Source organism: Castellaniella denitrificans, from assembly GCF_027214045.1.
GTDB lineage: Bacteria > Pseudomonadota > Gammaproteobacteria > Burkholderiales > Burkholderiaceae_B > Castellaniella > Castellaniella denitrificans_A.
Window position 1 is genome coordinate 526,305 of sequence record NZ_JAPWHE010000001.1, and the last position, 16,631, is coordinate 542,935.

Sequence of the window (16,631 nt, forward strand, 5' to 3'; positions counted from 1 at the left end):
TGAATGATTGCACCCCAGCCGGCCCTTGAAAAGGAGTTTCCATGCACGCATCCCGGCCCCGGATCGGACTGGCCCTCGGCAGCGGGTCGGCTCGCGGCTGGTCGCATATCGGCGTCATCCGCGTCCTCGAAGAGGCCGGCATCGCGCCGGACATCGTGTGCGGCACTTCGATCGGCGCGCTGGTCGGCGCCGCCTACGCGGACGGTCAGCTGGAAAAGTTCGAGGCCTGGGTGCGGGGGCTGACCTGGCAGGGTGTGATGGGCCTGCTGGATTTCACCGTCAGCGGCGGCCTGATTCCTGGCGAGAAGCTGTTTTCCTTTCTGCGCTCGCATCTGGATGACAAGTCGATCGACAGCCTGTCCAAGGCCTACGGCGCCGTTGCCACCGAGCTGACGACAGGGCGGGAGGTCTGGTTGCGCGAGGGCTCCGTCATCGACGCCGTGCGCGCTTCCGCGGCCCTGCCGGGACTGTTCACGCCCGCGCGGCGCGCGGAGGGCCTGCTGGTCGATGGCGCGTTGGTGAACCCGGTGCCCGTGTCGCTGTGCCGCGCGATGGGGGCGGACATCGTCATCGCGGTGGATCTGAACTCGGACCTGATCGGGCGGCGCTTCAAGCCGGACGTGCCGCCCGAGGCCGACGAGCCGCCGGCGCCCGGCGCCCTCGCCTCGATGCTGAGCAGGCTGCCGCTGGGCTGGGGGGGCGCCAGGGGGGCGGCGCCGGAGGCCCCGGACATGCCGTCGATTTTCGACGTGCTGAGCATGAGCCTGAACATCATGCAGGTGCGCATCACGCGCAGCCGTCTCGCGGGCGAGCCGGCGGACGTGCTGATCCGGCCCCGTCTCGCGGACTTCGCCCTGATGGACTACCACCGCGCGTCGATCGCGATCGACGAAGGCGAGCAGGCGGCGCGGCGGGCGTTGCCCGAACTGAGCGATCTGGCCGCCCCGCGGCAGGCCGACCCGGTCGACTGACGCTCGCTGCCGCGCCCGGCCGCGGCGGTATCCATAGGTTACATTCGTGCCGCCCGCTTCTCTTTAGCATGGTGGTTTTCCTTTTCGAGCGAAGGCGTCCGCCGTGAATCCGATTGCTGGTGTGCGTGTGTACGGCCCCCTGGCGGGCGTGGGTGCCGAGGGCCTGTCTGACTGGCTGTCGGATGATCGCTGGGCTGGATCCGTCGAGGAAACCTGTGGCGTCGATGCCTTGGGCGCGTACCGGGATCTGCGCCTGGCGCGGGATGTGGCCGGACGCTGGGCCCCGGACGGCGACACGATGGCGCTCGCGCGGGCGCTGTCCCTGGATCCGGCCGCGCATCGGGCGGACCTGGAAAAAGAGATCTTCGTCGCCCTGCTGTGTTCGCCCGTGCGTGCCGACTTTCCCAGTGCGGGCGAACTGGCCGCGGCCGTTCGTGTGCGCCGCCGCATCGTCCAGGCCGCCCGGCGCACCGTGCTGGCCTTCGACACCGAGCAGGCCGAGCGTCCCGACTGCTGGTCCTGGACCGAGGCGACCGGCTTCGTCCTGAAGCCGGGCCACGCACTGATCCCCTCGCTCGAACTCACGCTCTGGCCGGACCGGTCGGGCCGGCTTTTTTCCTTTTCCTGCTATCGGGCGACGGAATACGTGCTCCTGCTGGCGCTGGCCCAGGAACTGGCCGACAGCCATCCCGCCGCCCTGGCCGCGCTGCAGCGCCAATGGCGGACGCGGGCGATCCAGTCGGGCGCCTTCCACGATGTGTTCCTGCGGGAATACGGATCCCTGCAGGCCCCGCTGCCGCCCCGCTACTATGTCCCGGGCGACCGGTTGTGGTTCCGCAATCCGGATGCCGCCTCGGCCGAGGTCGAAGGCTACGAGGGGTCCTGGGTGTTTTACCTGGGCTCGGGTCTTTTCACGAACTTCTGGAAGCCCGGGCAGCCCTACACCCTGGCATCGAAATGCGTGGAGCTCTATCACTGGCGCGATGGCCTGCGCCAGGACGGCGGCCGCCCATGGATGGACGAGTCCGTGGTCGAGGCCCGCGTGGCGGGATCCCTGGCCGATCCGGCGACGACGGCCCGCATCCTGGAACGCATGATGCGCCTGCGCGATCCGGGCGGCGTGTACGCCGAAGGCGGGTGCATCGACGCCTCGCGCGAGGCGCTGCGCAGCTTGCTGCCCGGCACCTGGGATCTGGGGCTGCCGATCCTGGCGGCCACGGCCTGAGCGTCGGCGCGCCCGACCGCCCGGCGGGGCTTACAGGAAATGGTCCAGGATGCGGCGGCTGGCTTTGTCCAGCGCCGCCACGTCGCGGACCAGGAACTGCACGCCGTGGGCGTCGGCGATCAGCAGGGCTCCCGCCGACAGGCGGCGGATGTCCTCCTCGGCCTTCAGGGTCAGGCGGGCCGGCCCCCGGTCGGTGTCCACGTCCCATTGGCTGGGGGTCGCCCAGGTCGAGGCGTGGCGGATGCGCAGGATTTCCGGCCTGAATTCCCTCTGAGCCAGTTCTTCGTCGATCAGGCGCCGCGGATCGGCCGGCAACGCGTCCAGGCGGTCGATCCAGACATGCTCCTGGCCTTGCGCGCCCACCAGGGCGATGCCCTCGTCGGGCGCGGTGATGGGAAAGCCACGGACCGGTGTCACCGGCGTGTCGGGCTGGCCGGTGCGGATCAGGATCAGCCGGCCGAAGGCGTCACGCGCCAGGGACCAGTCGGTTCGGGTGCCGGCGTCCGCCGGCGCGGCGTCGGGGCGCATGCTGTCAGGACGCATCCAGGGCCTCGTCGGTGTCGTCGTCGGCCTCATCCCAGGGAGGGTCGGCCGGAGACTGGTCCTGCTGCTGGGCGCGGTGGAGCCGGGCGTAGGCGCCATCGCGGGCCAGCAGTTCCTCGTGGCGGCCGATCTCCACGATCCGCCCTCGGTCCATGACCACCAGCCGATCGGCCTCGCGCAGCGTGCTGAGGCGGTGCGCGATGGAAATCGTCGTGCGGCCGCGCACCAGGTTGTCCAGCGCCTTCTGGATTTCGTTTTCCGTGGTGGTGTCCACGGAGGACGTGGCTTCGTCCAGAATCAGGATGGGCGGGTCGATGAGCAGCGCGCGGGCGATGGAGATGCGCTGGCGTTCTCCGCCGGACAGGGCCTGGCCGCGCTCGCCCACCAGGGAATCGTAGCCATGCGGCAGGCGCAGGATGAACTCGTGGGCGTGGGCGGCGCGGGCGGCCGCGACGATCTCCGCGTGGGTGGCGTCCGGGCGGCCGTAGGCGATGTTTTCCGCCACCGTGCCATAGAACAGGAAAGGTTCCTGCAGCACCAGGCCGATGCGGCGGCGGTAGTCGGCGGTGGCGTAGCGTCGGATGTCCGTACCGTCCAGGCGGATCGCTCCGCCGGAGACGTCGTAGAAGCGGCAGATCAGATTGACCAGGGTGCTCTTTCCCGAGCCACTGTGGCCGACCAGGCCGACCATCTCGCCGGGCGCGATGTCCAGGCTCAGGTCGTGGATCACGGTGCGGCTGCCGTAGCGGAAGCTGACATGGCTGAGCTCGATGCGGCCCTGGATGTGCTCGGCGCGATGGGGCGTGGCGGGTTCCGGGACGCTGGAGACATGGTCCAGGATGTCGAAGATGCGCTTGGCGCCGGCCGCGGCCCGCTGGGTGGTCGAGACGATGCGGCTCATGGAGTCCAGGCGCACGTAGAAGCGGCTGATGTAGGCCAGGAACGCGGTCAGCACACCGACGGTGATCGAGCCCTTGGAGACCAGCCAGATGCCGAAGATCCATACCACCAGCAGGCCCAGTTCCGTCAGCAGCGTGACCGTGGGCGTGAACAGCGACCAGAGGGCGTTGACGCGGTCGTTGATGGCCAGGTTGCGGTCGTTGGCCTCGCGGAAACGCGCGACTTCCCGGCGTTCCTGGGCGAAGGCCTTGACCACCCGGATGCCGGGGATGGTGTCGGCCAGCACGTTGGTGATCTCGGACCAGACCCGGTCGGCCTTCTCGAAGCCGTGGCGCAGGCGGTCCCGCACCCAGTGGATCATCCAGAGGATCAGCGGCAGCGGCGCCAGGGTCGCCAGCGCCAGCAGCGGGTCGATCGTCAGCAGCACGGCCGCCGTCATGGCGATCATCAGCACATCGGTGGCGAAGTCCAGCAGGTGCAGGGACAGGAACAGGCAGATGCGGTCGGACTCCGAGCCGATGCGGGCGATCAGGTCGCCGGTGCGCTTGCCGCCGAAATACTGCAGGGACAGTTGCTGCAGGTGCTGGTAGGTGGCGGTGCGCAGGTCGGCGCCGATGCGTTCGCTGACCCAGGCCAGGATGGCGCTGCGCGCCCAGCCCAGCCCCCAGGCGAGGACCGAAGAGGCCAGCAGGCCGCCCAGGTAGAGCGTCACCAGGTGGTAGTCGATCGGCACGCCATTCTGGAACGGGATCAGCACGTCATCCATCAGCGGCATCGTCAGATAGGGCGGTACCAGCGAGGCCGCCGTGGCCGCCAGCGTCAGAACCAGGCCTGCCGCCAGTTGCCGCCCGTAGGGACGGGCGAAGCGCCACAGGCGGAACAGGGAACTGGCGCGCGGGGCGGCCGGGGCCGGACCGACGGCGGGCGCGTCGTGCGGCGCGCCGGATGACGTCGGTTCGCGCAAGGCCTGCCAGGCGGCCGCCAGGCGCTGGGCCTCGGGCTGGCGTTCCAGCGTATAGCGCCAGCGCGACAGTCGGGCGTGGCCGTCCGCCAGTTCCAGACTGCCCACCCCGGCGTGGTCCTGCAGCTTCGCCTCGAGGTCGGGGCGCAGCGGCCAGGACCGGCTGGCCTGGGCGTCCGCCGCACAGGCCAGCCAGCGGCGGTCGGTCAGGACGACCAGGCCGTCGCCGTAGCGCAAGTGTGCGTCCAGGTCGGTGCGCAGCCAGCCCAGCACGCGCTCATCGGCGGCCAGTTGAGCGGCCAGGACGAGGCGCCACGGCTCGGGCAGGTCCGGCGGACACGGACCGGCCGGGAAGGAATCGGAGGGGAGGCCCTGCATGAACGAGGATGGTCGGGAGGGGAAAGGTCGCGGATCGGGGAAGCGTGTGATCGGTGCGGTGTTCAGGGACCTGTCAGCGCATTTTCAGGATACTGTCAGCGCAGGAAATCGCGTCACAATTTTCAACGTTTTTTTCGTGCCGCGCAATAACGGCGAGATTAATATGTGTGCCGATGTTTTTCAGCGGCGGCCGAAAAATGCCCCCGTTCTCGCCGATCCCGGCACCCCCTTGACGCATGGTTCGATCATGAACAATAAAAATATTGAGTTTCTCAATATGGTGCATCTGAGGGGGCCGAACATCTGGGCCTACCGGCCCGTCATCGAGGCGCTGGTGGACATCCACGATCTCGAGGACTTCCCTTCCAATCTCATCCCCGGGTTCTACGAACGTCTGAGCGCCTGGCTGCCTTCCCTGGTGGAGCACCGCTGCAGCGTGGGCGAACGGGGCGGATTCCTCAAGCGGGTGCGCGAAGGCACCTGGCCGGCCCATATCCTGGAGCACGTCACGCTGGAGTTGCAGAGTCTGGCGGGCATGCCGGGCGGGCTGGGCCGCGCGCGTGAAACGCCGTTGCGCGGCGTCTACAAGGTGATCGTGCGCGCCTGGCACGAACCCCTGACGCGCGAGTCGCTGCAGGTCGCCCGCGACCTGGTGATGGCCGCCGTCGAGGATCGGCCCTTCGACGTGGCCGGCGCGCTCGAGCGGTTGAAGGACCTGGCCGATTCCCTGAGCCTCGGGCCCAGCACGGCGTGCATCGTGGACGCGGCCGACGACCGCGACATCCCGGCGATCCGCCTGAGCGACGCCAACCTGCTGCAATTGGGCTACGGCGCCCGCCAGCGGCGGATCTGGACGGCGGAGACCAGCCGCACCAGCGCCATCGCGGAAAGTATTTCGCGCGACAAGGATCTGACCCGCCGGCTGTTGCAGGCCTGCGGCGTGCCGGTGCCCGAGGGCCGGCTGGTCGACAGCGCCGCCGATGCCTGGGACATGGCGCTGGAACTGGGACTGCCGGTGGTGGTCAAGCCATCGGACGGCAATCATGGACGCGGCGTCTTCACCTGCCTGAATACGCGCGAACAGATCGAGGCCGCCTATGCCGTGGCCGTGGAAGAAGGCAGCGGCGTCATGGTCGAGCGCTTCATCCAGGGCGACGAGCATCGCCTGCTGGTCGTGGGCGGCCGCGTGGTGGCCGCCGCGCGCGGCGAGGCCGCGATGGTGGTGGGCGACGGGACGTCCACCGTGCTGCAACTGATCGAAGCCCAGCTCAATTCCGATCCCCGCCGCGGCCGCGACGAGGACCATCCCCTGAACTTCATCCGCCTGGACTCGGCGGCCAGTCTGGAACTGGAGCGCCAGGGCCTGCACGGCGACGCCGTCCCCGAACGCGGCCGCGCGGTGCTCGTGCAGCGCAGCGGCAACGTATCCATCGACGTCACCGACGAGGTCCATCCCGATGTCGCGGCGCAGGTGTCGCTGGCGGTCCGCGTGGTCGGGCTGGATATCGCCGGCGTCGATCTGGTGGCGCGCGACATTTCCAGGCCCCTGGCCGAGCAGGCCGGCGCCATCGTCGAAGTCAACGCCGGCCCGGGCCTGCTGATGCATTTGAAGCCCGCCGTGGGCACGCCCCGGCCGGTCGGCCGGGCGATCATCGACGACCTGTTTCCCGAGCCCGAGGACGGGCGCATTCCGGTGGTCGGCATCAGCGGCAGCCGGCACACCGCGCAGGTCGCGCATCTGGTCGCCCATCTGCTGCGTCTGACCGGGCATATGGTGGGTCTGGCGTCGTCCGAAGGGCTGTTCATGGGGGCGGCCCAGGTGACGGCGAAGGATTCCGCCCACTGGGAAGCCGCGCGTCGCGTCCTGCTGAACCAGGCGGTCGAGTATGCCGTGATCGAGAACGGCGGCCGCACCATCCTGGGCGAAGGCCTGGCCTACGACCGCTGCCAGGTCGGCGTGGTCACCGGCATTGATCCGGGCGTGACCTGGCCGGAGTTCTACATGGAAACGCCGGAACACCTGGCGCGGATCTTCCGCACCCAGGTGGATGTCGTGCTGCCGGGCGGGGCGGCCGTCCTGAACGCGGACGATCCCCTGACGGCGGAACTGGCGCCGCTGTGCGACGGGACCGTGCTGTGCTACGGCCTGGACCCCGACGCGGACACCCTGCGCGCCCATCTGGGCGGCGGCGGCCGCGCCGTGTCCGTGCATGGGGGCATGGCGGTGCTGGTCGAGGGCGGGATCCAGATCCCGGTGATCGGCCTGGACGAGCTCGCGCCGGCCATCGACGCCGACGGCCCGGCGCCGGTGCTTGCGGCGTTGGCGGTGGCCTGGGCGCTGGGGCTGGACGTCGAGCGCATGCGCATCGGTCTGCGCACCTGGAACGCCCGACGGATTCCGGACGAGTCGCCGCTCATCGCCTAGCGTCCATTCCCACACCCCTTCCTTGTCCGGCGGGAAGGCCGCCGGGCCTCCACCCTCCAAGGACATTGGTCATCATGGAAGTCTCCCGAGTCCGGGCCCTGCGCGGTCCCAACCTGTGGTCGCGCCAGACGGCGATCGAGGCCATCGTCGCCTGCTCCGAAAGCGAGAGCGCGATCGACGACATGGAGGCGTTCGAGACGCGCCTGCGGGCGCGATTCCCGGACATCGACCTGCCGCGGCCGCCGGGCCTGGAGGGCACGCATTCGTTGGCGCACATCCTGGCGGTCGCGGCTCTGCGGCTGCAGACCCAGGCGGGGTGCCCGGTGGCTTTCTGCCGCATCGCGCAGACCCTGGAACCCGGCATCTACCAAGTGGTGATCGAGTACACCGAAGAGGCCGTCGGCCGCCTGGCGTTCGAGCGGGCGCTGGCGCTGTGCATGGCCACGCTGCGGGACGAGCCTTTCGACCTGGGGCCGGTGATCGCCGAGCTGAAGTCCCTGTACGAGGACGTCCGGCTGGGTCCAAGCACCGGCGCCATCGTCCAGGCCGCCGTGCGCCGGGGCATTCCGTACAGACGGCTGACCGAGGGCAGCCTGGTGCAGTTCGGATGGGGACGTCACCAGCGCCGTATCCAGGCGGCCGAGACCGACGCCAGCGGCGCGATCGCCGAGGCCATCGCCCAGGACAAGGCCCTGACCAAGTCGCTGCTCGCCTCGGCTGGCGTGTCCGTGCCCCGGGGCCGCTGTGTGGAGGATGCCGAGGATGCCTGGGCCGCCGCCCAGGAAATCGGCGGGCCGGTCGTGGTCAAGCCGCTGGACGGCAACCAGGGCAAGGGCGTGGCGGTGAACGTGCAGGGGCGTGAGCCGGTGATGACCGCCTACGCCGTGGCCCGCGCCCACGGGTCGGGCGTGCTGGTGGAGCGTTATTTCCCCGGCCACGACTTTCGTCTGCTGGTGGTGGGCGACCGCCTGGTGGCAGCGGCGCGGCGCGATCCACCCCAGGTGGTGGGCGACGGTCGTCACACCATCGCGGAACTGGTCGAGCAGATCAACCAGGATCCGCTGCGAGGCGAAGGCCACGGCACGTCCCTGACGCGCATCCGGCTCGACGAGATCGCCCTGAACACGATGGCCGCCCAGGGCTGCGGTCCCGATTCGGTGCCGCAGCCCGGCGTCTGCGTGGTGCTGCGCAACAACGCCAACCTGAGCACGGGCGGGACCGCCACGGACGTGACCGATCACGTGCATCCGGATCTGGCCGCCAGCGCCGTCATGGCGGCGCGCATGGTGGGGCTGGACGTCTGCGGCATCGATCTGGTGAGCCGGGACGTCTACCAGCCGCTGACGCCGGAGACCGGCTGTTTCGTCGAAGTCAACGCGGCGCCCGGTCTGCGCATGCACCTGAATCCATCCTTCGGCACCGGGCGCGACGTGGGCGCCGCCATCATCGACATGATGTACCCTCCCGGCGAAACTGGCCGGATACCGGTGGCGGCGGTGACCGGCACCAACGGCAAGACCACGACCGTGCGCCTGCTCGCGCACTTGTGCGCACAGTCGGGCGCTTGCGTGGGCATGACCAATTCCGACGGTGTCTACGTCGACGGCCGGCGCATCGACACGGGCGACTGCAGCGGGCCGCGCAGCGCGCGCAACGTGCTGTTGCATCCGGACGTGGACATGGCGGTCTTCGAGACCGCGCGTGGCGGCATTCTGCGCGAAGGTCTGGGCTTCGACCGCTGTGACGTGGCCGTGGTGACCAATATCGGGATCGGCGACCATCTGGGGCTGAGCTACATCAACACGGTCGAAGACCTGGCCATTGTCAAGCGCGTCATTGTCGAGAACGTGGCGCCGACGGGCATGGCCGTCCTCAATGCCCAGGACCCCATCGTCGCCCAGATGGCGTCCGGCTGTCCCGGCCAGGTCACCTTTTTCGCCCGCGACGGCCGCCATCCGGTCATCGAAACCCACAGGGCGCAGGGCGGCCGGGTGGTGTTCGTGGATCAGGGCGACCTGGTGTTCGCGCAAGCCGGCGCCGAGACGCGTGTCGAGCTGGCCGCCGTGCCGCTGACCCGCGCGGGGAGCATTGGTTTCCAGGTCGAGAACGTCATGGCCGCCGCCGCTGCGGCCTGGGCCATGGGCGTGGACTGGGTGGGCATCCAGGCGGGCCTGGCCACGTTCGTCAACGATGCCGGGACCGTGCCGGGCCGCTTCAATGTGTTCGAGTATCGGGGTGCGACGCTGATCGCCGACTATGGCCACAATCCGGACGCGATCCTGGCGCTGGTGGAGGCCGTCGAATCCATGCCCGCGCGGCGCCGCGCCGTGGTGATCAGCGGGGCGGGGGACCGGCGCGACCAGGACATCCGCCGCCAGACGGAAATCCTGGGCGATGTGTTCGACACGGTCGTCCTGTACCAGGACCAGTGCCAGCGCGGCCGCGGCGACGGCGAGGTCCTGGCACTGCTGCGCGAAGGCCTGGACGCTGCCCGGCGCATGAGTCGCCTGGAGGAGATCCATGGCGAATTGCTGGCCATCGACGCTGCGCTCGACGGCCTGGAGCCGGGCGATCTGTGCCTGGTCCTGATCGATCAGGTCGAGGAGGCGCTGGCCCATATCGCCCGGCGGATCGCACCCCGGAGCGACGAGATCGATACAATGCCCACCCAAGAGGGTATACCGCGCGCACATGCTTATCAGTAACTCGAATCCGCGGCGCCTGGCCGCGTGCCTGGCGCTGGCGCTGGCCTCGGCCCTGGCGGCCGTGCCGGCGCTCGCCCAGGGCTTTATTGGCCGTACGCTCAATGTGCCCGTGCCGGGCGGCGTGGCGGTGGTGCCCCTGGGGGACGCCGCTCAGGCGCCGCAAGTCAGTTACGCGGGCCGACGCGTCATGGTGATCCGCGACAGCGACCGACGCTGGATCGCGCTGGTGGGCATTCCGCTGGGCACCAAACCGGGCCGTCAGGCCTTGCGGGTGCAAGGCGGGCCGGCGGCCGCATTCGAGGTCCGCGCCAAAGAATACGCGACGCAGCACATCACCCTGAAGAACCGCCGGCAAGTCTCGCCCGATCCCGAGGACCTGAAACGGATCGAGCGCGAACTCGATCAGCAACTGGCCGTTTACCGCGCCTATCGGGAAGGCGTCGTGCCGAGCAACGTCATGCTCGACCGCCCTGTCGGCGGGCGGCTGTCCAGCCCGTTCGGCTTGCGGCGTTTCTTCAATGGCGAAGCACGCAATCCGCATTCGGGGCTGGATTTCGCCGTCCCGGCCGGTACGCCCGTCAAGGCCCCGGCCGCCGGTCGCGTGGCGCTGGTGGGAGATTACTTCTTCAACGGCAAGACCGTGTTCCTGGACCATGGGCAGGGCTTCGTCAGCATGTTCTGCCACCTGTCGGCGATCGACGTGAAGCCCGGCGACGAAGTCGCGCGCGGCGCCGTCGTGGGCAAGGTGGGTGCCACCGGGCGCGCCACGGGGCCGCATCTGCACTGGAATGTCAGCCTGAACGACGCGCGGGTGGATCCCGCCCTTTTCATCGGCGCGGCGAAGCGGCCTTAGTAGGGCATCGTGCCCGGCCCGGATGCCGCGCCTGGACGCGCGTGGCCGTCCGGGCGCGCTTGATTTAATATAGGAAACTTCTCCTGCGCCGACCGCCCGCGGACCCGGGCCGGCCGGCGTTTCCAATCGACCGGCCCACAAGGCAGGCTCCCATTCGGAATCAATCATGGACATGTCCGTTCCCAGCACGCTTTTTTCCCAACGCGCCAACCAGCTCACCAGTTCGGCCATCCGCGAAATCCTCAAGATCACCGAACGGCCCGAGGTCATTTCGTTTGCCGGCGGCCTGCCTTCGCCCGAAGGATTCCCGATCGCCGAATTGCGCGCGGCCTTCGACCGGGTGCTCGCCACCCAGGGCGCCACGGCGTTGCAGTACGGCCGCACCGAAGGCTATACGCCGCTGCGCGAATGGGTGGCGCGGGATCTGTCCCGCCCCGGGCTGGACATCGACCCCGAGGAAGTCCTGATCGTGTCGGGTTCGCAGCAGGCGCTGGACATGCTCGGCAAACTGTTCATCGACCAGGGCTCGCCCGTGCTGGTCGAGGCGCCCAGCTATCTCGGGGCGCTGCAGTCGTTCTCCCAGTTCCAGCCGCAATACCGGACCGTGCCCACGGACGAGCGCGGCCTCGTGCCCGAGGCCCTGGACGACGACCTCGCCCGGGACGCGCGTTTCGTCTACGTGCTGCCCAATTTCCAGAACCCCACCGGCCTGACGCTGGACCGCGCGCGCCGCCAGGCTCTGGTCGAACGCTGCGCCCGCCTGGGTCTGCCCATCATCGAGGACGACCCCTACGGCGAATTGCGCTATGCGGGCGAGCCGCAGCCCGGCCTGCTCGAACTGGGCCGGCCGGCGGGCGCCACCGTGATCCGCCTGGGCACGTTCTCCAAAGTCCTGGCGCCCGGCATGCGGCTGGGCTACGTCGTGGCCCCGCGCCACATCATCTCCAAGCTGGTGCAGATCAAGCAGGCCACCGACCTGCACACCGCCACGGTCACCCAGATGGCGGTGTACGAAGCCGTGCGCGGCGGGTTTCTGCGCGAACACCTGCCGAAAGTGCGCGAACTCTACCGCCGCCAGTGCGGCTACATGCTCGACGCCCTGCAGGAATATTTCCCCTCCGACGCGCACTGGACGCGCCCGGAAGGCGGCATGTTCATCTGGGTCCGGCTGCGTGAGTCCATCGACACCACGCAATTGCTGCAGGCGGCGATCCAGCGCAACGTGGCCTTCGTGCCGGGCGCGCCGTTCTACGCCGTCGACGCGCCGGTCAACACCCTGCGCCTGAGCTTCGTCACCGTGCCCGAGGAACGGATCCGCGCCGGCGTGCGCACGCTGGGCGAACTCATCGGTCCGGCGCCCGCGCGCGGATGACGACGGGCGGCACTCCCGTCGGCCCGGGCCGGGCCGGGCCCGACCTGTCGGACATGCGTTTCGACGACTGGGTGGCCCGCTGGCTGCCCGTATCCTGGGGGCCTTATGCGCGCCTTTGCCGGCTGGACCGGCCCGTCGGCACCTGGCTGACCCTGCTGCCGGCGCTGGCCGCGCTGGTGCAGGCGGCCGATGGCCTGCCGACCCTGTGGCGCCTGGTGGTGTTCTCCCTGGGTGCGCTGCTGATGCGCGGCGTGGGCTGCACCTTCAACGATATCTTCGACCGGGATTTCGATCACCGCGTCGAGCGCACGCGTTTCCGGCCCCTGACCAGCGGCCAGCTCACCTTGCGCGCGGCGCTGTGGTTCGCCGTCGCGCAACTGCTGGTCAGCGCCACGCTGCTGCTGGCCATCAACGCCACCAGCCGCTGGCTGGCCCTGGCCCTGCTGCCGCTGGTGGTGATCTACCCCCTGTGCAAGCGCTACACCTACTGGCCGCAAGCGGTGCTGGGAGTCGCTTTCAACTGGGGCATGCTGATGGCCTGGTCCGATACGCGCGACATCGTGCCCTGGACCGCCGTGGCGATGTGGCTGGGGGCGGTGCTGTGGCAGATCGGCTATGACGCCATCTACGCCTACATCGACCTGCGCGACGACCGCATGCTGGGCCTGAAGTCGGTCGCCATGCGCTTCGGCGACCAGGGCCGGGCCTGGATCGGCGGCCTGTATGCCGCCACGGCGGCCTTATGGACCTCGGCGGGCTGGGGAATGGGCATGGACTGGCCCTACTACCTGGTCATGGCCGTCATCGCCGGCCATTTCGTCTGGCAGATGCGCGTCTTCGATGTGCGCCATCCGGAACGCGGCCTGCGGCTGTTCCGTTCCAACATGCAGGTGGGCGTGCTGTTGATCGTCGCCGCCCTGGCCGGCACCGTCTTGCGCCCCTGGCTGTAGCCGCCGGTCCGCGGGCGATTCCGGCCCGCCTGGCGCCGGACCGGCGTTGCGGATAGACTGAATCCCATCGCAAAGAACGACGAGGCCGCCCGACGGCCCCGCGGGAGACAGCACGCCATGACCTCGGGAGCGCCGGACGCCGCCGCGCTGGAATTCGATTATGTCATCGTAGGAGCCGGCTCGGCGGGCTGTCTGCTGGCCAACCGTCTGTCGCGCGAACACCGCGTCCTGCTGCTCGAGGCGGGCGGCGCCGACGACTGGCGCTGGATCCATATCCCTGTCGGCTACCTGTATTGCATCGGCAATCCGCGCACGGACTGGTGCTATCACACCCTGCCGGACCCGGGCCTGAACTATCGCTCCCTGGGCTATCCGCGCGGCCGGGTGCTGGGCGGCTCGTCCTCGATCAACGGCATGCTCTATCTGCGCGGCCAGGCCGCCGACTACGACGGCTGGGCGGCGATGGGCAATCCAGGCTGGGCCTGGGCCGATGTGCTGCCGTTGTTCCGCGACGTGGAAGACCACCACGCGGGTTCCAGCGAATTCCACGGCGCCTCGGGCACCTGGCGGGTCGAGCCCCAGCGCCTGCGCTGGGACGTGCTGGACGCTTTCCGCGACGCGGCGGCGCAGGCGGGCATCGAGCGCACCGACGACTTCAATCGCGGCGACAACGCCGGCTGCAATTATTTCGAGGTCAACCAGCGTCGGGGCGTGCGCTGGAACGCGGCCAAGGCCTTCCTGCGCCCCGTCTTGCATCGGGACACGCTGCGTGTGATGACCGGCGCCCTGGTGGAGCGCATCCGTTTCTCGGGGCGCCGCGCCACCGGGGTCGATTGCGTGGTCGACGGCGTCCGCCTGCATGCCGTGGCGCGTCGGGAACTGATCCTGGCGGCCGGGGCGATCGGGTCGCCCCAACTGCTCCAGGTCTCCGGCGTCGGACCCGCCGATCGCTTGCGCAAGCTCGGCATCCCGATGGTGCTGGATCTGCCCGGCGTGGGCGAGAATCTCCAGGACCACCTCCAGTTGCGTACGATCTATCGCCTGCGGGGCGCTCGCACCCTGAACACCCTGGTGCACTCCTGGTGGGGCAAGGCGTCGATGGGCCTGCAATATGCCCTGTTCCGCAGCGGGCCGCTGTCCATGGCGCCTTCGCAGCTGGGGGCCTTCGCGCGTTCGGATCCGTCGCGCGCCCGCCCGAACCTGGAATATCACGTGCAGCCCCTGTCGCTGGACAAATTCGGCGATCCGCTGCACGATTTCCCGGCCCTGACGGCCTCGGTCTGCAATCTGCAGCCCGGCAGCCGGGGCCATGTGCGCATCGTCTCGCCCAACGCCGCCGACGCGCCGGACATTCTCTGCAACTATCTGCAGACGCCTGAAGACCGGGCCGTGGCGGCCGATGCACTGCGCCTGACGCGGCGCATCATGGCCCAGCCCGCGATGGCGCGCTATCACCCCGGCGAATACCTGCCGGGTGACGCCGTCCAGACCCAGGAAGCCCTGGAGGCTGCGGCGGGCGATATCGGCACCACCATCTTCCATCCGGTGGGGACATGTAAAATGGGCGTCGATCCGTTGGCCGTGGTCGATCCGGAACTGCGCGTCCGGGGACTCGAAAACCTGCGGGTGATCGACGCGTCCATCATGCCGCGCATCACTTCGGGCAACACCAATTCGCCGACGATCATGATTGCCGAAAAGGGCGCGCGCCTGATTCTGGGCGGCGCCTGAATCCCCTCTTCAGCCTCTCACACAGGACCCGGACATGGTCAGTCACACCGAGGTCGTGGCAAGCATTCTGTTTGCCATCGCCATCATCCACACCTTTTCCGTTCCCGTCTTCGCCCGTCTGGCGAACAAGGGCGGACCGCACGCCGGGCTGTGGCACCTGCTGTCCGAGGTCGAGGCCGTGTTCGGCGTCTGGGCCTGTGCGCTGTTCGTGTGGATGGGGCTGACCCTGGGGCTGAAGGGGGCGGTCGAATACCTCGACACGCGCAACTTCACCGAGCCGGCCTTCGTTTTCGTCATCATGGTGGTGGCGGCCAGCCGGCCCATCATCGAGCTGGTCCGCCTGCTGGTCGACGGGGTGTCGCGCCTGTTGCCGGTGGCCCGGGAGCTGTCGCGTTTCTTCGTCATCATGACCCTGGTGCCGCTGGCGGGCTCGCTGATCACGGAGCCCGCCGCCATGACCCTGGCCGCCCTGCTGCTGCGCCAGGCCTATTTTCGCCGGCCCGGCCAGGACGGCTTCAAATACCTGACCGTCGGCGTGCTGTTCGTCAACGTGTCCATCGGCGGCGTGCTGACGGCCTACGCCGCGCCGCCGGTGCTGATGGTGGCCCATACCTTCGGCTGGGATACGGCCTTCATGGCGACCCACTTCGGCTGGCGCGCGGTGATCGCCGTACTGATCAACGGCCTGGTCCTGACCCTGATCTGCCGGCCTTTCCTGCTCAACGGCAGCATCGGCGTCCCGGAGGACGAGGGAGAACGCCGTCCGCCGGCTCCCCCGGTCGTCATGGCCGTGCACGTGCTGTTCCTGCTGGGCGTCGTGCTGGCCTCGCATCACATGCAGATCTTCATGGCCCTGCTGGTGCTGTTCATCGGCTATGCGCAGGCCTACAAGCGGCACCAGTCGCCCTTGCTGCTGCGTGAAGGCCTGATGGTGGGCTTCTTCCTCGCGGGTCTGGTGGTGCTGGGCGGCCTGCAGCAATGGTGGCTCCAGGACCTGCTGGGCGGATTGTCGCCTTACGTCCTGTACCTGGGGGCCACGGTCCTGACGGCGGTCACCGACAATGCCGCGCTGACCTATCTGGGGTCGCTGGTCGAGGGCACCGGCGAGCTCTGGCGTTACATGCTGGTCGCTGGCGCCGTGACGGGCGGCGGCCTGACCGTGATCGCCAACGCGCCGAACCCCGCCGGTTTCTCCATCCTGAAGGGTTGCTTCGGCGACGGCTCGATTTCGCCGTTGAAACTGCTGGGGGCGGCCGCCGCGCCGACGCTGATCGCCGCCGTGATGTTCCTGTTGCCCAACTCGTTCAGCTGAAAGGATTAAAATCCAGGCCGTCGATCATTTCGGAATGAAAAGCTGTGCCTATCTACGCCTATCGTTGCAGCCGCTGCGGTCACGAGCAGGACGTGCTGCGAAAAATTTCCGACCCCCCGCTCAAGACCTGCCCGGCCTGCGGCCAGGACACCTATGAAAAGCAGGTGACGGCCGCGGGTTTCCGGCTCAAGGGCTCCGGCTGGTACGAGACCGATTTCCGCGGGGGCGGGAAACCGGCCCCGAAAGCCGCCGACACGGCGGGCGGGTCCCCGGGCGCGGGGCCCGCCGCCGGCGGTGCCGCGCCC

The 16,631-nt window shown here is 69.2% G+C and carries 11 protein-coding genes and 1 pseudogene; 10 read left to right on the forward strand and 2 right to left on the reverse strand.

Annotated elements, in window-relative coordinates; all coding sequences use genetic code 11:
* Positions 1–41: 41 nt before the first annotated feature.
* Both O4H32_RS02565 and O4H32_RS02570 read left to right on the forward strand, forming a co-directional pair.
* A complete protein-coding gene (locus O4H32_RS02565; RefSeq protein WP_269356405.1) occupies positions 42–971 on the forward strand; it encodes a patatin-like phospholipase family protein in 930 nt (309 codons plus the stop codon).
* 103 nt (positions 972–1,074) lie between these two features.
* The gene (locus tag O4H32_RS02570; RefSeq protein ID WP_269356407.1) at positions 1,075–2,196 is read left to right on the forward strand and encodes a hypothetical protein; all 1,122 of its coding nucleotides are present in this window, start codon (positions 1,075–1,077) and stop codon (positions 2,194–2,196) included.
* Positions 2,197–2,226: 30 nt separating this feature from the next.
* Here O4H32_RS02570 and O4H32_RS02575 read toward each other — a convergent pair whose 3' ends face one another.
* Positions 2,227–2,739, reverse strand: coding sequence for a cyanophycin metabolism-associated DUF1854 family protein (locus tag O4H32_RS02575; RefSeq protein WP_269356408.1), 513 nt, complete (start codon positions 2,737–2,739; stop codon positions 2,227–2,229).
* Positions 2,729–4,978, reverse strand: a complete 2,250-nt coding sequence (locus O4H32_RS02580) for a cyanophycin metabolism-associated ABC transporter (protein ID WP_269356409.1) — start codon at positions 4,976–4,978, stop codon at positions 2,729–2,731. Before O4H32_RS02580 ends, O4H32_RS02575 begins: the two co-directional genes overlap by 11 nt.
* 247 nt (positions 4,979–5,225) lie before the next feature.
* Here O4H32_RS02580 and O4H32_RS02585 point away from each other — a divergent pair.
* From O4H32_RS02585 to O4H32_RS02620, 8 genes and pseudogenes are all read left to right on the forward strand, one after another.
* A pseudogene (locus tag O4H32_RS02585) lies at positions 5,226–7,376 on the forward strand (cyanophycin synthetase); the annotation flags it as partial.
* 101 nt (positions 7,377–7,477) lie between these two features.
* Positions 7,478–10,108 (forward strand): cyanophycin synthetase, encoded by a 2,631-nt coding sequence (cphA, locus tag O4H32_RS02590; protein WP_269356412.1) that lies wholly within the window; start codon positions 7,478–7,480, stop codon positions 10,106–10,108.
* Positions 10,095–10,961 (forward strand): peptidoglycan DD-metalloendopeptidase family protein, encoded by an 867-nt coding sequence (locus O4H32_RS02595; protein WP_269356414.1) that lies wholly within the window; start codon positions 10,095–10,097, stop codon positions 10,959–10,961. Before cphA ends, O4H32_RS02595 begins: the two co-directional genes overlap by 14 nt.
* A gap of 172 nt (positions 10,962–11,133) precedes the next feature.
* Entirely contained in the window at positions 11,134–12,333 is a 1,200-nt protein-coding gene (locus tag O4H32_RS02600) for an aminotransferase-like domain-containing protein (protein WP_407932605.1), read from the forward strand.
* Positions 12,330–13,283 (forward strand): 4-hydroxybenzoate octaprenyltransferase, encoded by a 954-nt coding sequence (gene ubiA / locus O4H32_RS02605; protein WP_269356418.1) that lies wholly within the window; start codon positions 12,330–12,332, stop codon positions 13,281–13,283. Before O4H32_RS02600 ends, ubiA begins: the two co-directional genes overlap by 4 nt.
* 117 nt (positions 13,284–13,400) lie before the next feature.
* Positions 13,401–15,014: a GMC family oxidoreductase gene (locus O4H32_RS02610; RefSeq protein ID WP_269356419.1), complete on the forward strand. Its 1,614-nt coding sequence runs from the start codon at positions 13,401–13,403 to the stop codon at positions 15,012–15,014.
* 34 nt (positions 15,015–15,048) lie between these two features.
* Positions 15,049–16,326, forward strand: coding sequence for a putative Na+/H+ antiporter (locus O4H32_RS02615; RefSeq protein ID WP_269356421.1), 1,278 nt, complete (start codon positions 15,049–15,051; stop codon positions 16,324–16,326).
* A 44-nt stretch (positions 16,327–16,370) separates the two neighbouring features.
* On the forward strand, positions 16,371–16,631 hold a 261-nt coding region (locus O4H32_RS02620), incomplete at its 3' end, for an FmdB family zinc ribbon protein (protein WP_269356423.1).